Genomic DNA, 17,880 nt, shown 5'->3' on the forward strand with positions numbered 1-17,880 from the left:
GATCCTTTGATCAGGAAGAAAGCTTGTTGGTAAAAGCCTTTCCGGCCTTCATGACGAGGTGCAGCCGCGAGCGATCTGCCATTACGCCAATGTCCGCGAGCGGATCGCCGTCGACCACCAGGACGTCGGCCACCTTGCCGGGCGCAAGCGCTCCAAGCTCGGGCCGTTCGATGCATTCCGCGGCCTTGCTGGTGGATGCGACGATCACTTCCATCGGCGTCATGCCGAGCCATTCCACCATGAACTTCAGCTCGACCATATTCTCGCCGACCAGAAGGCGATGCGACTGATCGGTGCCCATGGCCACCTTGACGCCGCGCCGGACCGCTTCCTTCCAGATCGGAATCTGATCCTGCATCAGGTTGTAGATCTGCTTGTCCTTGACGTCTTCCTGACCCATCTGGTGCCCGGCCCAGGACTTGTCGTCGGCCCGCTTCTTTACCGATAGCGGCACCAGCGCGAGGGTCGGCACCCACCAGGTGTTCATCTTGATCATCTCGTCGGCAGCTTCCTCGTCGAGAAACCAGCCGTGTTCGAGGGTATGGATGCCGGCCTTCACCGCGTTTCGGATGCCATCTATGCCTTCGGCATGCACCGCAACGCGTCGCCGCTTGGCGGCAGCCTCCTCGACGGCCGTGCGGATTTCGTCGATGGTGAACTGCGGCTCGTCCCAGCTATCGGTGACCGAGGTGATGCCTCCGGTCGCGCAGATCTTGATGAAGTCCGCGCCGCGCATCAGCAGTTCGCGAACCAGGCGGCGGATGTCCTCGACGCCGTCGGCAACCGTATCGGGTAGCCAGGCTCGCTTCTTGATGCGCATGTCCGCCGGCACCCAATAGTCGCCGTGACCACCGGTTTGCGAGATCATGCCGAGCGAGATCAGCAGCCGAGGACCATCGATCAGCCCTTCTTCAATCGCGGCGCGGAACCCGGCATCGGCTCCGCCCATGTCACGGGCCGTCGTGATTCCGCAGGCCAACGTCTCGCGAAGGATGTCGATCGAGCGCAGGACGTTGTAGGTCGGCGTGTTTAGCAGATGCTGGCGCATATCGCGTGCCCGATAAGTGCCGTGCACGTGACAGTCAATGAAGCCGGGAAGAATAGTGCGTCCTGATGCGTCCAGCCGCAGTGCGCCGGAAGGAATTGCTATATTTGCCTCGGAGCCCGCAGCGATTATTCTCCCGCTCTCGATCACCACGACGCTGGACTTGACCGGATCGCCTCCGAGTCCATCGATCAAGGTGCCCCCGACAATCGCAGACAGCATTCAGAAACGTCCTTTGTTTCAAGGGAAAGGCTAACAGGGCCGAAACCGGGGCGAAGTACCAAGTGCCGTTCAATCCATGGGTCCACCGGACTGGTCCTGTGCGACAGATTGTCCCGTCATGTCAGGTCCACGGTAACGGTCTTCGTCTCGGTGTAGAACGACAGCGCATTCATCCCCAGTTCGCGGCCGAGTCCGGAGCGCTTGTAGCCGCCGAACGGCGCGAATACGCTGGTGGAGCTGGCACTCGGCAATCCATTGACGGCAATCATTCCGGTCCGTACGGCCTTCGCGACGCGCAGGGCCTGACCGATGTCACGCGACCAGACCGAACCGTTCAGGCCATAGGCGGAAGCATTTGCCATGCCAATCGCGTCGGCTTCGGTGTCGAATGGTGTGATGCTGCAGACCGGACCGAAGACCTCGTCGCGATAGAGCCCGAGTTCCGGCGCGACGTCCGCGAAGATCGTGGGAAGGTAGAAATTGCCGTTCGGCAGACCAGCGGGCCGGTGACCACCGGTCACCAGCCGGGCACCATCCTGCTCCGCCTTGCGGACGCTCTGGTTGACACGGTCCCAATGAGCCGCGGAGATCAAAGGTCCCAGCGTGGTCGCGGCATCGAGCGGCGAACCGAGCTTCAGGCCTGCGACCTCCTCGACCAGCGCCTCTGTGAACGCTTCAACGGCCGACCGCTGGATGAGCAAACGGGAGCGGGCTGAACAGGACTGGCCGGCATTGCCAAACACGGCGCCGATCGCACTCTTGGCGGCCTTTCCGATATCCGCGTCGGCAAACACAATGCATGCGTTCTTGCCGCCGAGCTCCAGCGCAACGCTCTTGATGGTGCCGGCAGCTGCTCGCATCACGGCGGTGCCGACGGCCGTCGATCCGGTGAAGGAAATGCCGTCGATGGCGTCATATTCAGCGAGCAACTGCCCGATTTCTGCGCCGCCGGGGAGAATGTTGACGACGCCGGGCGGCACGCCGCAATCGGCGATGACCTCCGCCAGCAGCAGTGTCGATAGTGGCGTCAGCGGCGACGGCTTCAGCAGGCAGGCGCAGCCCGCGGCGAGAGCAGGCGCCAGCTTCCATGCCGCCGCCAGTAACGGAAAGTTCCATGGCGTGATCTGCGCGACGACACCGAGCGGTTCGCGCAGAGTGAAGTTCAGCAAATTGTCGGCGACTGGGATGGTGTCACCGAAGAACTTGTCCATCGCACCGGCGTAGTAACTGAACACGCGCGCCGCGCCGGCGACCTCGCGCCGGGCTCCGGAGATCGGCTTGCCGCCGTTCACGGCTTCCAGCAGTGCAAAATCCTGGGCTCTCGCCATGATGTGGTCGGCGATCGCGCGCAACATTTGCCCACGCTCGAACACCGGCATCCGCGGCCAGCCGCCTTCATCGAACGCGCGGCGGGCTGCAGCGATCGCCTCGACGACCTGCCCTGAACTTGCCGGGGCGACGCGGGCGACGAGTTCGCCTGTCGCTGGATCCAGGATCGCCTCTTCGCGCTCGCCGGGCTCCTGGAAAATGCCGCCGATGAATGGCGTCAGCCGAACTGGCGGGAGTGCAATCGTCATTTTCAGGCCAGCGCCTTCGTGGCCTGCATCTGCTCGAACATCCGTGCAGCTGCGTCGCCCGGCGCCTTGGCGCCGGTGATCAGACGGCCGACGATGGCGAAACGCCGCGGGCAAGCCGCCGCGGCTGCGAAAGAGGTCTCGATGCTGCCACCGAGCGCACCGAAGCCGGTCAGCAGCACGACGGGCGACTGGACGTTCGCAGCGATCCACTCCGACCAGCGCTTGATCTTGATGACGTCGTGCGCCGGCAACACAAAATGGTTCGCCTTGTTGGTCACAGCACGCGCCAGGATGCGATCGAGCGCGTCGTCCAGCATGTAGCCGCCGCCGGATACGCCATAGTCCGGCACCGGGATTTCACCGCCGACCACCGGCACGATGCCTGCGCGGATCGCTGCGCCGACGAAGCCATCGACCGCGGTCGGCCCGGCAACGGGAAACAGAATCAACCCGTCGACATCGGCGTCCTTGCACATCGCGGTGTACTTGGTCGCCATGTCCGGCATGTCCGGACCGGCCTTTTGATGGTCGTAGAGGATCGGCAGATCGGTGAGATCGCGCAGCCGGCGCATCGATTCCTTCAGTCCAAAACGCATCACGGAGGTCAGGCCGAGCTTGTAGCCGGCGACACCCTCGCGATTCGAGGTTTCGCGCACCACCTGCTCGAGTTGGTCGTGGGAATCGATGTCGAGCGCGGGCACGATGCCCATCTCGCCCTTCAACATTTTTGCCATGTGGTCCTCTCGATGACGTGTCGGAGGACGCTAGGCCGCCGCCTCGCCGACCCCAAGGTCCGCCGCATGACTTGTTTTTGGTACCAGGGCGCAGGCTGGCTCCATGAGTTGAGGAGCCACTGGCGCTGAGATCGCCGGTCTCGAACACATAGGGTGAAGGTGATCGGGAGACGACAACATCTCATGATGATCCTCGCCTGCAACGCCAACCGAACCCTTGCTACTAGGATCTGCGACTATCTCAAACTATCTCCCGTCAAGGCCGATGTGCGGCGCTTCGCCGATGCTGAGATCTATGTCGAGGTGCTTGAGAACGTTCGTGGCGCCGACGTTTTCGTCGTCCAGCCGACCGCGTCGCCGACGAACGATCACCTGATGGAACTGCTAATCTGCATCGACGCATTGCGCCGCGGATCGGCGCGGCGTATCACCGCGGTAATTCCGTATTTCGGATATGCCAGGCAGGATCGGAAGAGCGGCCCGCGGACCCCGATTTCGGCCAAACTCATCGCGAATCTGCTCACCATCGCTGGCGCCAATCGAATCCTGACGCTTGATCTTCATGCCGGCCAGATTCAGGGTTTCTTCGATATTCCGACCGACAATCTGTTCGGCGCACCTCTGTTTGCGCGAGATATCGCCGACCGTTTCGTCCCCGGCAATACCGTGGTGGTCTCACCCGACATCGGCGGCGTCGTGCGCGCCCGGCTGCTCGCGCAACGGATTGGCGCCCCCCTCGCCATCATCGACAAACGCCGGCCACAGGCCGGCGTTTCCGAAGTGATGAATGTGATCGGCGAGGTCGAAGGAAAGGCCTGCATCCTGATCGACGACATCGTCGATTCCGGCGGCACGCTGTGCAATGCGGCCGATGCGCTGCTCGATCGCGGCGCGACTAACGTCTGCGCCTATGCGTCTCACGGCGTGCTGTCTGGCGCCGCGCTGGATAGAATCGAGGCTTCGCGTCTCACGTCGTTGACGGTGACAGACAGCATCGAGGAAACGAATCGACACCGCCCGAAGCTTCGCCACGTCTCGGTCGCCCCGCTGATCGGCGAGGCGATACTCCGGATCAGTGAAGAACGCTCGGTATCCTCGCTGTTTGCCTGACCGTCACTTGTAGTCGCGCCAGGGCATCGACGAGAATCTGCTCCTCGACGTCACGTCCGATCAGCACGATCCTGTTGCGTTGCTCCAAGACCGGCCATTCCTCAAGATCGGTCGGCTGGTGCAGCAATCCCTGCACGACGTGCAGAACCGTCGGACCGGGCGCGCCTTCGATATCCAGCATCGCCTTCATGCGCAACAACATCGACCCCAACAGACCAATCGTGTGATCGAGCCAAGCCTCCAGCACGTCGGGCGCAATCGCGCCGTCGAACGCGAGCGAGGCAGTCGCGAGTGGCGCAGGCTCGGCCGAACACATCAGGCGCAACGGCTTCATCAGCGACCGCGGCAGATCCAGCGAATTCGGCCAGAACATGTCCATCGTTACTGTCTGCGGGTGTATCACCGACTGTCTTGCATGCGGATTGATTGAGGTCAGCGCCTGCAGGACGGCGGTCACATCGTCGGTATCCGCGATATCTGCCTTCGAAATCAATAGCCGGTCCGCCAGCGCCACCTGCATCCGCGCTTCGATGTGCTTGTCGACCGTAGGCAGAAACGCACGGCCGTCAACGACGGTGACGATTCCGGCCAGCGAGATACGATGGTTGAAGAAGGCATCCGAAATCAAACCCTCCAGCACGGCTGCTGGATCCGACAGCCCGCTGGTCTCGACGACGATGCGTTTGAACGGTGGGAGGCTCCCATCACGGCTGCGCCGTAGCAGGCCTTCCAGCGTCGGCGCCAGCCTGCCCTTGGCGCGACAGCACAGGCAGCCGCCCTCGAGCACCATGACCGTATCCGCGCCCTGCTCCACCAGCAGATGGTCGAGACCGACATCACCGACCTCGTTGATCACGACCGCAGTGTCGCGGAAGTCCTCGCTCGCGAGCAGCGCATTCAGCATCGTCGTCTTGCCCGAGCCGAGAAAGCCCGTCAGCAGGACCAGCGGGATGCGGTTCACGCCTCGATTTGCTTTTGGAGCAGGCAAATGGCGGCGGCGACCGCCGACAGCCGCACGTTGTCACGGCTTCCTGAAAATACGTGGCGTTCCGCCATGATCGGCGCATCCTTGCGGGCCGCTGCGATGTAGATTGTACCCACCGGATTCCTCGCGTTGCCTCCGCCAGGGCCCGCGTAACCGGTGATGGCAACAGTGACGGCCGCGCCAGAGTTTGACAACAGGCCTTCGGCCAGTCCCTGCGTCACCTCGGCGCTTACAGCGCCGTGCTGAGCCGAAACCTCCTCCGCGACCCCAAGGCCGGTCGCCTTCGCAGTCTCGTGATACAGGACATAGCCCCGATCGAATATTTGCGACGCGCCCGAGACCGACGTCAGACAGGAGCTGACGAGACCCGCAGTGACCGTTTCAGCGGCGGCAAGGCGAACGCCCTTTCGTTTGGCGGCATCGAGTGCCGCAGCCGCTGCGTCGAGCAGCGCCGCAGGAAAAATCGTCTGACCCTCGTTCAAAAACTGCTGGTTCATCGGCATTGCAGGCTCACATGTAGTTGGTTTTTCCAACGATGAATGCCGGTGGCCTTTGAAGTCAACGACTGGCGGCGGGTGGTCCCAGAAGATCATCACGAACTGGACCTGCGCTGCGTAACTTGAACTTGCTGCAAGGCCGATTATGGTCTTTGCTGTGCCGGGCGCAATGAATGGGGACTAAGGTGCTGATCACGCTCGACCGCAACGGCGCGGAGAGCTTGCAGGAACAGATCTATCAGCGGATCCGCGAGCAGATCGTGGCTGGTACGCTCCGCGCTGGCGCATCCGTGCCGTCGTCGAGACTGCTCGCCACTCAGCTCAAGGTCTCGCGTAACTCCGTGATCTTCGGCTACGAGCGCCTGATCAACGAAGGTTACCTCGTCGCCAAGCCGATGGTCGGCACTTTCGTCACCGATGTCCTGCCGGATCGCTCGGTCTCGGCGGAGAAGACCAGCGATCTCTCCTCCGAAGGTTCCGACGCCCGCACCGCTCCCGTCTTCATCGGACGGCAGCACGCGATCCTCAACAATTCGAATATTCCGATCGATTTCTGGACCCAGCGAACGGACCCACGCGCCTTTCCCCTGAAGACCTGGCGGCGCCTGGTGATGCAGTCGCTCGCCGCGGCCGGACACAACCTGACCGAATACGGCGATCCATGCGGACTGATGCCTCTACGCATCGAGATCGCCGAGCACGTCGGAGCGACACGCGGGATTCGCGTGCGCCCCGAACAGGTCGTGATCGTCGCCGGCGCACAGCTCGCGCTCAATTTGGTGTTGCGCCTTTTGGCGTCTCCCGACGACGAGATCGCCGTCGAGAACCCGTGCAATCAGGGCGCGGCCTATCTGTTCGAAAGCTATCGCATGCGGCTGCTACCGATCGCGATCGATCACGCGGGCATAGATGCACAAAAGGTGGCTGCATCCAATGCAAAGCTCGCTTACCTGACGCCGTCACACCAGTTTCCAATGGGCGCGACTCTGTCGCTGGAGCGTCGACGCGCAATCGCTCGCTGGGCGCAGCAGACCGGTGCTCATGTGATCGAGGACGATTACGACAGCGAGTTCCGCTACGACGGCGCTCCGCTCCCGGCAACAAAGGCCCTCGCACCGGATCACGTGATCTATCTCGGTACGTTCTCGAAGTCGCTCGGCGCCGGGTTGCGCACGGGCTTTGCGATATTTCCGGAACATCTCGTCCACGCTGCCGCGACCGCCAAGGCGCTGCTCGACAACGGTCAGGTCTGGCTGGAACAGGCCGCCCTGGCGCGCTTCATGCAAGGCGGCGGGTTCGTGCGGCATCTGCGGCGTTGCCAGCAGCATTACTATGCGCGACGCAATGCGCTGATCGCGCGGATGCGCGAACGGTTCGGCGATGTCGATTTGATGGGCACGGATGCTGGCACACACGTGGCTTGGCGCCTACCGGCCTCACTGGTACCGGCTCACAGCATAAAGGCCGTCGCCCGTACCCGCAATATCGGGGTTTATACCGTGCAATCAGGCGGCGGCCACGAATACGACGGGGACCACTTCGAGACGAACTGGCTTCTGCTCGGCTACGCGTCACTCACTGAAGACCAGATCCGTGCCGGGATCGACCGCCTTGCGGAGGTTCTGGCGCTCAACGACATGCTGCAGCCTGGCGCGCGGAGCCACCGCACACCGCTTGTACCGATCTAGGCGCGCTTTCTGTCTGGATTGCGCGATATCTCCGCCAGAACTCGGCCGACAAACGGCAAAGTCGAATTCACGACCAAGTTCGCCAGTCACGACAGATGCGGGTGGCGCTCCGTAGGGGATCGAACCCCTATCTTGGCCTTGAGAGGGCTCGAAATCGCAATGCGCAGCTCGATTTCTGCCCTTAATGACCGATGCGTTCTGATGTCGATTGAGCGACCTCGAACCCGAGCTTGAGAAGTTCGCCATAGATGCGCGGCGCGCCCCAAAGTGGGTTCTCGACGCTCATCTGCCGGATCAACGCGCAGCCCCACCGCGATCTGCGGCCGGCCTCCCAAAGATCGTGACTTCCAACGCCAATAGTAACGAAAGCCAGACCGGTGCCAGCAGATGACCGTCTCGGGCCGGATGATGGTAAGAACCTGAAGGATAGCCGGGAACCAGCGATACAGCCGGATCAAGAACCGGCGATCGCTGTTCGCGAATTGGACACGGCCGGGTAGCCTGCGCCGCAAAACAATCAACTGATGTCGAAGCACCGCGTTCTCAGCCTCAAGCCTCACCTTCGACTTGATGGCGAGGCCAAGACGGCCAGGACGAAATACAGAAGCCCGATCATTCCGCCAGCTTAGGTGATTCGTCACCTCATCAACTCGCATGAGGTTTTCGGTACACACAGGCCAAGCATCAATGGCGCAACTGCTACCAACTATACGCGCCAACATTCAGGAAGAGACCGCCATCATGAGCGATGAGGCGGTCTGGTATCAGACGCTCGGGACCCAGGTCTGGCGGCTTGAAGATGTCGATGTCCTCGCGCTGTTTGAATGTGGCTAGGCGACCGGCATTTTCAACAAGCGCGCGAGTGAACTTTCGCGCACGAGACCGACGCGGGGGCTTTTCACTTGGCCTCGACTAGCGGGGGTAACTCGTTGACAAGTACGCGCATGTTCTCGGTGTAATCGAGGGGCACTACGACGAGATGCACGCCGCCTTCGCTGAAAGCAGCTTCCAGCATCGTCGAGAGCTCCGAGACTTTGCTTACGCGGGAGCCCTTGGCGCCATATGACTTGGCATAGGCCACGAAATCGGGATTGCCGAAGTCGAGGCCGAAGTCGGAAAATCCGTCGGCTTCCTGTTTCCATCGGATCATACCGTAGGCACGATCCTCGAGCACGAGTACGACGAGATTCAACTTGAACCGCACGGCCGTCTCAAGCTCCTGCGAATTCATCATAAAGCCGCCATCGCCACAGACGGCGAGCACGCGCCGGTCCGGATAAATCAGTGACGCTGCGATCGCCGAAGGAAGACCCGCCCCCATGGTCGCAAGCGCGTTGTCGAGCAACAGCGTGTTGGCGACGCTGGTGCGATAGTTGCGGGCGAACCAGATCTTGTACATGCCGTTGTCGAGGGCCACGATGCCGTCCGGCGGGATGACCTGGCGGACGTCATGCACGATGCGCTGCGGCGTCAAAGGAAACCGATCCTCCGTCGCCCGCTCGGCGAGGCGGGTAAGGATCCCTTCCCGCAAACCCAGCAATGCCTGACCATTGGGGAGCTTGCCTTCGAGGCGATCGGCCAGGCTCGTGAGGCTCGCGCCGACGTCGCCGACGATCTCCGCCTGCGGGAAGTATACCTGTTCCACCGTCGGCGGCGTGGCGCCGACATGGATAACCTGCGGTCCGCCATGGCCCATCAGGAAGGGCGGCTTCTCGACGGTGTCGTGGCCGATCGAAATAATCAGGTCGGCCTGGTCGACGGCCTCGTGAACCCAATCCCGCTCCGACAGCGCGGCCGTGCCCATATAGAGATTGGAGCCGGCATTGACCGCGCCTTCCCCATCTGGGTGTTGAAGAACGGAATTCCGCATCGTCGCACGAACGCCGACAGCGGCTCGGCGAGATGCGGGCGGCTCGCTGCGGCGCCGAGCATGACGAGCGGCCTGCTGGCGCCCATGATCATCGCTGCGGCGCGATCGATGGCGGCCGTAGGCGCGACCGGAAGCTCGATGACATGCGGGGGAATGATGTCGGGCGCGGCTTCGTCGGCCGCGATATCCTCGGGCAGTTCGAGATGCACGGGGCCCGGCCGCTCTTGCTGCGCGACCCGGAACGCGTCGCGAACCAGGGTCGGAATACTCTGCGCGGAGACGATCTGCGTCGCCATCTTGGTAAGCGGCCGCATGGTCGCGACGATGTCCACGATTTGGAAGCGCGCCTGGCGGCTGCTCCGGATCGCCTTCTGTCCTGTGATCATGACCATCGGCATCGCGCCCAAATGCGCGTAGGCCGCAGCCGTCGTCAAATTGAGCGCACCGGGACCCAGCGTCGTCAGGCAGACGCCCGCGCGCCCGGTGAGACGCCCGCAGGTGGCCGCCATGAAGCCGGCAGCTTGTTCGTGCCGCGTCAGCACCAGCTTGATCTTCGAGCGGCGCAGCGATTCCAGCACGTCGAGATTCTCCTCGCCAGGAATGGCGAAGATGTACCGAACGCCCTCGTTCTCAAGAGCGGCCACCAGCAAATCGGAGGCCTTTGTCATGCGGCCGAAACTCCGCTCGCGCCTGTTGCAGCCTTCTCCGCCCGATGCGGCAACGTCCATTCTGGCCGAATGAAGTGACAGGTGTAGCCGTCAGGATATTTCTCCAGATAATCTTGATGCTCGGGCTCGGCCTCCCAGAACGGTCCGGCAGGGGCCACCTCGGTGACAACCTTGCCCGGCCAAAGGCCGGAAGCATCGACATCGGCGATGGTGTCTTCCGCGATCTGCTTCTGCGCGTCGCTGGTATAGAAGATGGCCGACCGGTAGCTGGTGCCCAGGTCGTTGCCCTGGCGGTTCAGCGTCGAGGGATCATGGATCTGGAAAAAGAACTCCAGCACCCTGCGATAGCTGATGGTCTGCGGATCGAAGGTAACCTCAATGGCCTCAGCGTGATTGCCGTGGTTGCGATAGGTCGCGTTTGGCACCTCGCCGCCCGTGTAGCCGACCCTGGTTGAAATCACGCCGGGATAGCGGCGTAGCAGATCCTGCACACCCCAGAAGCAGCCGCCGGCCAGGACTGCGCGTTCCGTCGAAACTGTCATATCTGTCCTCACTGGATACGCTGCGGGCGTCATTCCCGAAACTCTATCAGGGGACGGATAATGACGCCGAACGATGTGGAAGCGCAATGATCCACGAATGTCCGCTTTGCGCCCAAGAGCGGCCGTTCGATACGCGCTCATTCCTCCGACTGGGAGTCGGATTAATCTCGTCCGCCTTGGAACATGATCAAACACTCTCGGAGGCATTCACAGCCCACGCCGACACTAATGAGCGTTTAGAACGCCTGCTCTCGTTGGCGGTCTTTAGATTTTCTTTTATGTCTCGGTGCACACATCGTGCACATACCGCCCTCTAACTAATTGAAAAAATTGAACTCTCGCTCCAATCCATCATGGGCAAGTTTGAGCTAGCTCCAACAACCGATATCCAATTAGAACCGATCAGAGACAGTGTCATCCCACCAACGACTAAACAGAAGACCGCCCTTTCCTCCCTGCCCCGCGACCGATGACATCGCCGCAGGTCCAATCGTGGAGGCGCAAGCACCGATACCGACATTCAGTGGAGGTGGCGATCTAACCGAGGTTTTCGTCTCTGTTTCGCGCCGACAACCAGCGACTCCGGGTTGCGCGCTAATTTTCTTCGTCAAAATACTTCCTTCCGCAAGTTCTGAAGCTACAATTTGCGGGCTGACTAGGGGTAGAACTAGCTGCAACAACCATTGTCGCACTGTTCATTGATTTACTGCCGCTTCGAACAGCCGAATACAAACAAGAAGTAGTGCTGCAAGAGAGGGTCAGTCAACTCCCATTGATGTACAAGCTGTCTTTCATTTAAGAACGTAGGAACCTACGATTCCGGCTACAGCAATTGGTGCACCCGTGCGCCCGCTGCGCCCAAGCCTCTGTGCCATCTTCGGTTGATCTGAACGCGGCCGCCGGGCCATCTCCGTCGGCGGCGGCGACGCTCGCAATGCGTTCCGTATTCGCAGAGCCTCCATGGCACCGATGATCCGGTTGCGCCATTGCTTGGCTCGAAGAGAGGATGCTGGCGTCCGCGATGGGTCGGCGCGCCGTGGCAACAGCTCAACGGTGAATTGGCGTCGCGCAGGACGTCAGGCGCTCCCGGCGAGAGGAACGAAACAGTGGCGCGGCCAAATGGCTTAAGGTCTCCGACGCGCTGGGATCACATTAAGCCGAGTCGGCGAGTTTGCTTCCATGTCCCGCATTTCACAGCTGCGCGGCTGCGCCGCATCCCTTGTCTTGAAAATATGAGGTTGAACTAGGAACCTTCGCGAACCGGCGCGTTCGTATTCGTACAAAGTGACGCTACGATGGGGAGGACCTTCCATGCGAACCACAATCGTTGCGATGCTTGTCGCGAGCGGAACCATGATCGCCCTGCCGGCGCTGGCGCAGCAGCAGACGGCACCCAACCCGCAGATGCAAGAGGAGGCCGACAAGGGTGCCAAGACCCGACAGTCCGGCGAGTCAGGCTATGTCGGCGAGCAGGAAAAGCCGGGCGCTTCCCCCCACGCTCCCGGGAAGACTGACACTGCTCCACCGACAACGGGCTCAGCCACCGGCACCTCGCCGGGAGCGGCTGGCAGCGGTGAAAGGCCGCGCTGAGCCTCGTAGAGGCTAGCAAGGCTGCATGTGACCGCGTCCACTCACGTGCTGGTTCAAGCGTTTTGCCGTTGGGCGCGGAGGTTGCGCGCGGCTGAAATTCAGGCGGAGCTGGAGAAGACAATGCGGTGTCCGAACCAAGCGCGACGCTCGCTTCTCTTGACGACGCTCGCCACCGGAGCGTGCTTGGCGGCGAATAGGTTCGCTGTGGCGCAGGAAGATCAGCCCGGCAGCAGCGACCGGCCGGAGAAAGGGGATCTCCTTGTTGTCTCCGAAGGCGAGCGTGCCGGCGATGTCATCAAGATCGATGATTTGAAGCTCGGTGACCCTCCGCTGCACGCCTGGCCAAAGGACCCCAAGACTTCGGTAATCCGCAACGGCTCGCGCCTGAACGAGATTCTCGTCATGAGGCTTGATCTCGCCGAAATGGATGAGGAGACCCGATCACGCTCTGCTGAAGGCATCGTTGCCTATTCGGCGATCTGTACTCACGCGGGATGTTCTGTCACGGGCTGGCTGAAGTCCGAGACGGGCGACAAAGACGTTCTTAAATGTTTTTGTCACAACTCAGAGTTCGATCCCCGGGAACGCGCCCAAGTCGTGTTCGGGCCTGCGCCCCGGCGTTTGCCCGCACTGCCGTTGGCGATAGCCGACGGCTCGCTCACCATAGCTGCAACCTTCGTTGGAAAGATAGGTGCTCAACAGCCAGGGTGATGGGGCGCGGTCGCATTCGATTCCGGTGCCCCAGATAATCGCACCACCCACTGTAGGGATGGAAGACAAGAGCACAGGGAGATCGCGTCCATGACCAGAAAGCAATGGCTATTGTGGGGTTGTGTTGCGTTCACAACCCTTATCTCAACCGCTGCTGTCGCCGGTCCGATCGAAAATTACAGTCCGGTGACGCAAGCCCGCCTTGAAAATCCCGAACCCGGCAACTGGATGCTGTATCGGCGGACTTATGATGGGCAGGGCTACAGCCCGCTCGAGCAGATCAACACGCAGAACGTGAAGAGCCTGACGCCGGTATGGACCTTCTCCACCGGCGTCATCGAAGGCCATGAGGCTCCGCCGATCGTCAACAACGGCGTGATGTTTGTCACGACGCCGATGGGCCAGGTGATCGCGCTTGATGCCAAGACCGGCGAAGAATATTGGCGCCATAAGCGGCAACTTCCGGAAGATTTGTTCCAGTTGCATCCGACCAACCGCGGCGTCGGCCTGTGGCAGGACAAGCTCTATCTCGCCACGACGGACGATCACCTGGTCGCGCTCGATGCGAAGACCGGCAAGGTGGTCTGGGACACCAAGGTCCAGGACTACAAGAAGGGGCAGTATTTGACCCTGATGCCGCTGGTTGTCGACGGCAAGGTCATCGTCGGCGGATCCGGCGGTGAATTCGGCGTCCGCGGCTATATCGCCGCTTACGACGCCAATAGCGGTAAGGAGCTGTGGCGGACCTTCACTATCCCTGGGCTCGGCGAACCCGGTCATGATACTTGGACGGGCGACGATTGGAAGACAGGCGGTGGATCTGCCTGGATGACCGGCAACTACGACAAGGACACCAAGACCATTTATTGGGGTGTTGGTAATGCTGCGCCGTGGCCCGGGGACGCTCATCCCGGTGACAATCTCTATACGACCTCCGTGCTCGGCCTCGATCCTGAGACTGGCAAGATCAAGGCACATTTCCAGTACCATCAGAACGACTCCTGGGACTGGGACGAGGTCGAGGCGCCGATGCTGGTCGACCTGCAAAGGGATGGCCGATCTATCAAGAGTCTGATCCATCCGGGACGCAACGCGATCTTCTGGATCCTGGAGCGCAAGCCGGACAAGATCAGCTACGTAGCCGGCTGGCCCTACGTTTACACGGATGTCTGGAAAGGCATTGAGCCCGAGAGCGGTAAGCCGATTGTCGACCCCGCGCACAAGCCGGTGGTTGGCAAGCGGGTCGAGTTCTGCCCGTCACTGTGGGGCGGCAAGGACTGGCCGTCGGCGGCCTACAGCCAGAAAACGAAATATGTCTATGTGCCGGCCCTCGAGAACACCTGCGGCGGCTTCTCTGGCGAGAAGATGGCGCTGGTTCCAGGCCAGCTCTGGCTTGGCACCAAGCCGGAGGACATCGGTCTGACGATCCGTCCCGGCGCCAAACACATAGGTGAATTGCAGGCCTGGGACCCCGCCACCGGCAAGAAGGTCTGGTCGCACACCTTCCCGAAATCGCAACTTTTCGGTTCGGTGCTGGCGACCGCTGGCGATCTCGTCTTTGTCGGCGGGACCAACGACCGCTACCTCCGCGCCTTCGACGCCAAGAGCGGCGAACTGTTGTGGGAGCAGAAGACCAATTCCGGCATCATGGGCATGCCGGTCTCCTATGAGGTTGACGGCACGCAGTACATTGCGATCCAGTCCGGCTGGGGCGTCGATGCGCAACGCATCCAGGATGCCTTGGCCACCCAGAATATCGGCGTGGAGAACAACGTTCCCCAGGGCGGCGTCGTCTGGGTGTTCGCGGTCAAGAAATAGCCGCGCGAGAACGGAGGGAAAAAAGCGGCGGACCGAAAGGTCCGCCGCTGCTGTTTCAGCGCGATGCCTTTTCTTCGAATCATCATCCGCTCTCATCGGCTCCCGCCTTTCCAGATCAAAGCGCTCAAGCGTTTCGAGCAAAGTGGAACCGAACTGCACTCGAAAAGGTCAAATGTCATGGGCCAAACTACTTGCCCATCCGTTCGACCTTGCCTTTCTCCTTCACGTTCATTTCCTTCACCGTCGGATCGCGGCTGCCTTCGCCGGTGGTTTGGGTTCGCGTGGCTTTCGGTGCATTGCTTGGTACAGAGGTCTGATCCTTCGGCGTCTTTGCCGGCCGTGTAGCAGTGGCCGGCGGCGGGTTCGTCTGAGCGCTCGCAGCTTGCGCGCTCAAAAGAAAAGCGCCCGACAGTAGCGATACCGCGAGCGCCGCTGAGATCTGTTTCATCGGTCCGTCTCCTGTTCAGACCGATGAAACGGCTGTTGCGAAGTTACGTTCCGCCTCACGCCTCCAATTGCTTACCGATCGGCAACGCCCGGATGCGCTTGCCGGTCGCGGCGAAGATCGCGTTGATCAGGGCCGGCGCGAAGGGCGGTACGCCGGGTTCGCCGACACCGCTCGGCGGCGTATCGGGGCTGGCCGGCGGAACGATATAGACATTGGTCACTGCAGGGGATTCGTCGATCCGGATCACCGGGAAGTCGTCGTAATTGCCCTGCTGCACCCTGCCATTCGTGAAGGTGATCTCGCCATGTTTGGCGAGGCTCATCCCCATGATCGCCGCGCCCTCGATCTGCGACTGGATGCGCTCGGGATTGACGTAGGTGCCGCAGTCAATGGCGGTGTCGACCCGTGGCACCGTCAACTTGCCCTTGTCGTCGATGGCAACCTCAACGATGGTCGCGATATAGCTGACGAAGCTGCGGTGCGCCGCAATACCAAGGCCGTGGCCCTTGGGCATCGAGCGTCCCCAGCCGCCCCTATCGGCGACCAGCTCGACCACCTTGCGCAGCCGTCCGGTGTCGATCGGATAGCTGTCATAGGGTTCGCCATAGTTCCATAAGTCTTTCACCGAGGTGAGGTTGAGGGTCCGCGGCGCACCGATCAGCTCCAGCAGCATATCCTTCGGGTCGCGGTTGGTGGCCTGCGCGATCTCGGCGACCATCGACTGAACCGCGAACGCGCGCGGGATGTTGGACACCGAACGGAACCAGCCGATGCGGGTGTGCGCGGCCGCTTCCGGGTTCTCGCACTGGATGTTGGCGATCTCGAAGGGCATGTCGACCAACCCCATGCCGAGCTCGAACGGCGCCTGGTGCACCGTGCCGGCTGCAAAGGTCGAGGCGATGCTTGGGGCGACGCTGCGATGCCGCCAGGCGATCACCTTACCACTCTTGTCGAGGGCCGCCTCGATGCGCTCGACCGAGGCGGTGTGCAGGAAACCGTTGCGGATATCGTCCTCCCGGGTCCACTGCACCTTGACCGGTGCGCCGAGCTCTTTCGAGAGCAGCACGGCTTCGAGCGCGAAGTCGCACTTCGACTTGCGCCCGAATCCCCCGCCGAGCAGCGTGACGTTGACGGTCACGTTCTCTTGGGGGATGTCGAGCGTCTTGGCGATGTCCTCGCGGGTGCCGCCCGGGCTTTGCACGGGAGCCCAGATCTCCGCCTTGTCGCCCTTGACGTCGGCGACCGCGACCGGCGTCTCCATGGCGACATGGGCAAGGTGGGGCAAATAGTATTCGCCCACGATCACCTTGTCGGCACCTTTCAGCGCGGCTTCGGCGTCACCTTCCTTGCGTACGACGAGGCCGGGCTTGCGCGCGGCGTCCTCGAGCTCGGCCCGATAGGCGACCGAATCGTATTTGGCGTTGGCGCCATCTTCCCAAGTGATCTTCAGGGCGTCGCGGCCTTTGATCGCGGCGCCCGTGTTGCGTGCGATTACGGCGACCCCGCCGAGCGGCTGGAATTTCGAGGGCCACGGCCAGCCTTTGACTTCCATCACCTTCTCGACGCCGGAAACCTTCATCGCCTCCGCGCCATCGAACGACGCCACCTTGCCGCCAGTCACCGGCGGGCGGGCGATCACGGCATATTTCATGCCGGGCAACCGCACGTCGGCGCCGTATTGAGCCTTACCCGTGGTGATGTCGTGGAGATCGACAATGCCGATCTCGCCCTTGCCCAGGTAACGAAAATCCTTGGGATTCTTGAGCTTCAGGCCTTCAACGCTCGGCACCGACTCCTTGGCCGCATCTGCGGCCAATTCGCCAAAGCCGAGCTTGCGTCCGCTCGCGCCGTGGACGACTTCGTGATTGACGGCCTTTACCTCGGCTGCCGGCACGCCCCAACGTTTTGCGGCGGCCTGCTCGAGCATGGTGCGGGCCGAAGCACCGATCTGGCGCATCGGGATCAGATGATGCCGCGTGCTACGCGAGCCGTCGGTATCCTGGTTGCCGAACTTGACCTCGTCGCCATGCGCCTGCTGGACGCGAACGCGCTTCCAGTCGGCCTCCAGTTCTTCGGCGACGATCAGGGGCAGGCTGGTGCGCACGCCGGTTCCCATCTCGGAGCGGTGCGCAACGATGGTGACCATTCCATCTGACGCGATCGAGACGAAGACGCGCGGATCGACCACAGTACCGTGCGGCATCAGGCTGGCGCCGGTCTCATATGCAAAGGCCGTACGCGTCATCACGGGTGCGGCGAGCACGAAGCCGCCGGCGAGGCCTAGGCCCTTGAGGATGCTGCGCCGCGAAACGTTCTCGACCTTGATGTGCTTCTCGAAGCCGCGACGCTTGGTGGGATTGATGAGGATATTCATG

Annotated in this window: 14 protein-coding genes and 1 pseudogene; 6 read left to right on the forward strand and 9 right to left on the reverse strand. The window is 61.8% G+C overall.

What is annotated here, in order from left to right:
• Positions 1–10: 10 nt before the first annotated feature.
• From ACZIRK_RS32130 to ACZIRK_RS32140, 3 genes are all read right to left on the reverse strand, one after another.
• Entirely contained in the window at positions 11–1,267 is a 1,257-nt protein-coding gene (locus ACZIRK_RS32130; protein WP_130226138.1) for a metal-dependent hydrolase family protein, read from the reverse strand.
• A gap of 116 nt (positions 1,268–1,383) precedes the next feature.
• On the reverse strand, positions 1,384–2,844 hold the full coding sequence (locus ACZIRK_RS32135) for an aldehyde dehydrogenase family protein (protein ID WP_130226137.1): 1,461 nt from the start codon (positions 2,842–2,844) through the stop codon (positions 1,384–1,386).
• A gap of 2 nt (positions 2,845–2,846) precedes the next feature.
• Positions 2,847–3,578 (reverse strand): orotidine 5'-phosphate decarboxylase / HUMPS family protein, encoded by a 732-nt coding sequence (locus ACZIRK_RS32140; RefSeq protein ID WP_474418821.1) that lies wholly within the window; start codon positions 3,576–3,578, stop codon positions 2,847–2,849.
• Between the two features lie 183 nt (positions 3,579–3,761).
• On the opposite strand from ACZIRK_RS32140, the gene ACZIRK_RS32145 reads away from it, so the two are divergent.
• Entirely contained in the window at positions 3,762–4,688 is a 927-nt protein-coding gene (locus ACZIRK_RS32145) for a ribose-phosphate pyrophosphokinase (protein ID WP_130226135.1), read from the forward strand.
• Here the strand turns inward: ACZIRK_RS32145 and ACZIRK_RS32150 are convergent.
• Both ACZIRK_RS32150 and ACZIRK_RS32155 read right to left on the reverse strand, forming a co-directional pair.
• Complete coding sequence (locus ACZIRK_RS32150; RefSeq protein ID WP_474418822.1) at positions 4,651–5,649, reverse strand: CobW family GTP-binding protein; 999 nt, start codon at positions 5,647–5,649, stop codon at positions 4,651–4,653. The genes ACZIRK_RS32145 and ACZIRK_RS32150 overlap by 38 nt on opposite strands.
• Positions 5,646–6,266, reverse strand: coding sequence for a CinA family protein (locus tag ACZIRK_RS32155; protein ID WP_474418823.1), 621 nt, complete (start codon positions 6,264–6,266; stop codon positions 5,646–5,648). Before ACZIRK_RS32155 ends, ACZIRK_RS32150 begins: the two co-directional genes overlap by 4 nt.
• Positions 6,267–6,343: 77 nt before the next feature.
• Here ACZIRK_RS32155 and pdxR point away from each other — a divergent pair, with 77 nt between their 5' ends.
• Entirely contained in the window at positions 6,344–7,858 is a 1,515-nt protein-coding gene (pdxR, locus tag ACZIRK_RS32160; RefSeq protein ID WP_130226133.1) for a MocR-like pyridoxine biosynthesis transcription factor PdxR, read from the forward strand.
• A gap of 687 nt (positions 7,859–8,545) precedes the next feature.
• Positions 8,546–8,692 (forward strand): hypothetical protein, encoded by a 147-nt coding sequence (locus ACZIRK_RS32165; RefSeq protein ID WP_165435234.1) that lies wholly within the window; start codon positions 8,546–8,548, stop codon positions 8,690–8,692.
• A 64-nt stretch (positions 8,693–8,756) separates the two neighbouring features.
• Here ACZIRK_RS32165 and ACZIRK_RS32170 read toward each other — a convergent pair.
• Both ACZIRK_RS32170 and msrA read right to left on the reverse strand, forming a co-directional pair.
• Positions 8,757–10,396, reverse strand: a pseudogene (locus ACZIRK_RS32170) (acetolactate synthase large subunit).
• Positions 10,393–10,938 (reverse strand): peptide-methionine (S)-S-oxide reductase MsrA, encoded by a 546-nt coding sequence (msrA, locus tag ACZIRK_RS32175; RefSeq protein ID WP_130226132.1) that lies wholly within the window; start codon positions 10,936–10,938, stop codon positions 10,393–10,395. Before msrA ends, ACZIRK_RS32170 begins: the two are co-directional and overlap by 4 nt.
• Positions 10,939–12,249: 1,311 nt before the next feature.
• Here msrA and ACZIRK_RS32180 point away from each other — a divergent pair.
• The 3 genes from ACZIRK_RS32180 (at position 12,250) to ACZIRK_RS32190 (ending at position 15,057) form a co-directional block, all read left to right on the forward strand.
• The gene (locus ACZIRK_RS32180) at positions 12,250–12,528 is read left to right on the forward strand and encodes a hypothetical protein (protein ID WP_130226131.1); all 279 of its coding nucleotides are present in this window, start codon (positions 12,250–12,252) and stop codon (positions 12,526–12,528) included.
• Positions 12,529–12,648: 120 nt separating this feature from the next.
• On the forward strand, positions 12,649–13,239 hold the full coding sequence (locus tag ACZIRK_RS32185) for a QcrA and Rieske domain-containing protein (RefSeq protein ID WP_130226159.1): 591 nt from the start codon (positions 12,649–12,651) through the stop codon (positions 13,237–13,239).
• A gap of 90 nt (positions 13,240–13,329) precedes the next feature.
• Positions 13,330–15,057 (forward strand): methanol/ethanol family PQQ-dependent dehydrogenase, encoded by a 1,728-nt coding sequence (locus ACZIRK_RS32190; RefSeq protein WP_130226130.1) that lies wholly within the window; start codon positions 13,330–13,332, stop codon positions 15,055–15,057.
• A 187-nt stretch (positions 15,058–15,244) separates the two neighbouring features.
• Here the strand turns inward: ACZIRK_RS32190 and ACZIRK_RS32195 are convergent, their stop codons facing one another.
• Both ACZIRK_RS32195 and ACZIRK_RS32200 read right to left on the reverse strand, forming a co-directional pair.
• Positions 15,245–15,505, reverse strand: coding sequence for a hypothetical protein (locus tag ACZIRK_RS32195; RefSeq protein ID WP_130226129.1), 261 nt, complete (start codon positions 15,503–15,505; stop codon positions 15,245–15,247).
• Positions 15,506–15,560: 55 nt separating this feature from the next.
• Positions 15,561–17,879: a xanthine dehydrogenase family protein molybdopterin-binding subunit gene (locus ACZIRK_RS32200; protein ID WP_474418824.1), complete on the reverse strand. Its 2,319-nt coding sequence runs from the start codon at positions 17,877–17,879 to the stop codon at positions 15,561–15,563.
• Position 17,880: the final 1 nt, after the last annotated feature.

Source organism: Bradyrhizobium sp. Leo114, from assembly GCF_055229415.2.

Coding starts and splice junctions, on each gene's coding strand:
- ACZIRK_RS32130 (WP_130226138.1), bottom strand. CDS start 1,267: ATGCTGTCTGCGATTGTCGGGGGCACCTTGATCGATGGACTCGGAGGC.
- ACZIRK_RS32135 (WP_130226137.1), bottom strand. CDS start 2,844: ATGACGATTGCACTCCCGCCAGTTCGGCTGACGCCATTCATCGGCGGC.
- ACZIRK_RS32140 (WP_474418821.1), bottom strand. CDS start 3,578: ATGGCAAAAATGTTGAAGGGCGAGATGGGCATCGTGCCCGCGCTCGAC.
- ACZIRK_RS32145 (WP_130226135.1), top strand. CDS start 3,762: ATGATGATCCTCGCCTGCAACGCCAACCGAACCCTTGCTACTAGGATC.
- ACZIRK_RS32155 (WP_474418823.1), bottom strand. CDS start 6,266: ATGATCTTCTGGGACCACCCGCCGCCAGTCGTTGACTTCAAAGGCCAC.
- pdxR (WP_130226133.1), top strand. CDS start 6,344: ATGGGGACTAAGGTGCTGATCACGCTCGACCGCAACGGCGCGGAGAGC.
- ACZIRK_RS32165 (WP_165435234.1), top strand. CDS start 8,546: ATGGCGCAACTGCTACCAACTATACGCGCCAACATTCAGGAAGAGACC.
- msrA (WP_130226132.1), bottom strand. CDS start 10,938: ATGACAGTTTCGACGGAACGCGCAGTCCTGGCCGGCGGCTGCTTCTGG.
- ACZIRK_RS32180 (WP_130226131.1), top strand. CDS start 12,250: ATGCGAACCACAATCGTTGCGATGCTTGTCGCGAGCGGAACCATGATC.
- ACZIRK_RS32185 (WP_130226159.1), top strand. CDS start 12,649: ATGCGGTGTCCGAACCAAGCGCGACGCTCGCTTCTCTTGACGACGCTC.
- ACZIRK_RS32190 (WP_130226130.1), top strand. CDS start 13,330: ATGACCAGAAAGCAATGGCTATTGTGGGGTTGTGTTGCGTTCACAACC.
- ACZIRK_RS32195 (WP_130226129.1), bottom strand. CDS start 15,505: ATGAAACAGATCTCAGCGGCGCTCGCGGTATCGCTACTGTCGGGCGCT.
- ACZIRK_RS32200 (WP_474418824.1), bottom strand. CDS start 17,879: ATGAATATCCTCATCAATCCCACCAAGCGTCGCGGCTTCGAGAAGCAC.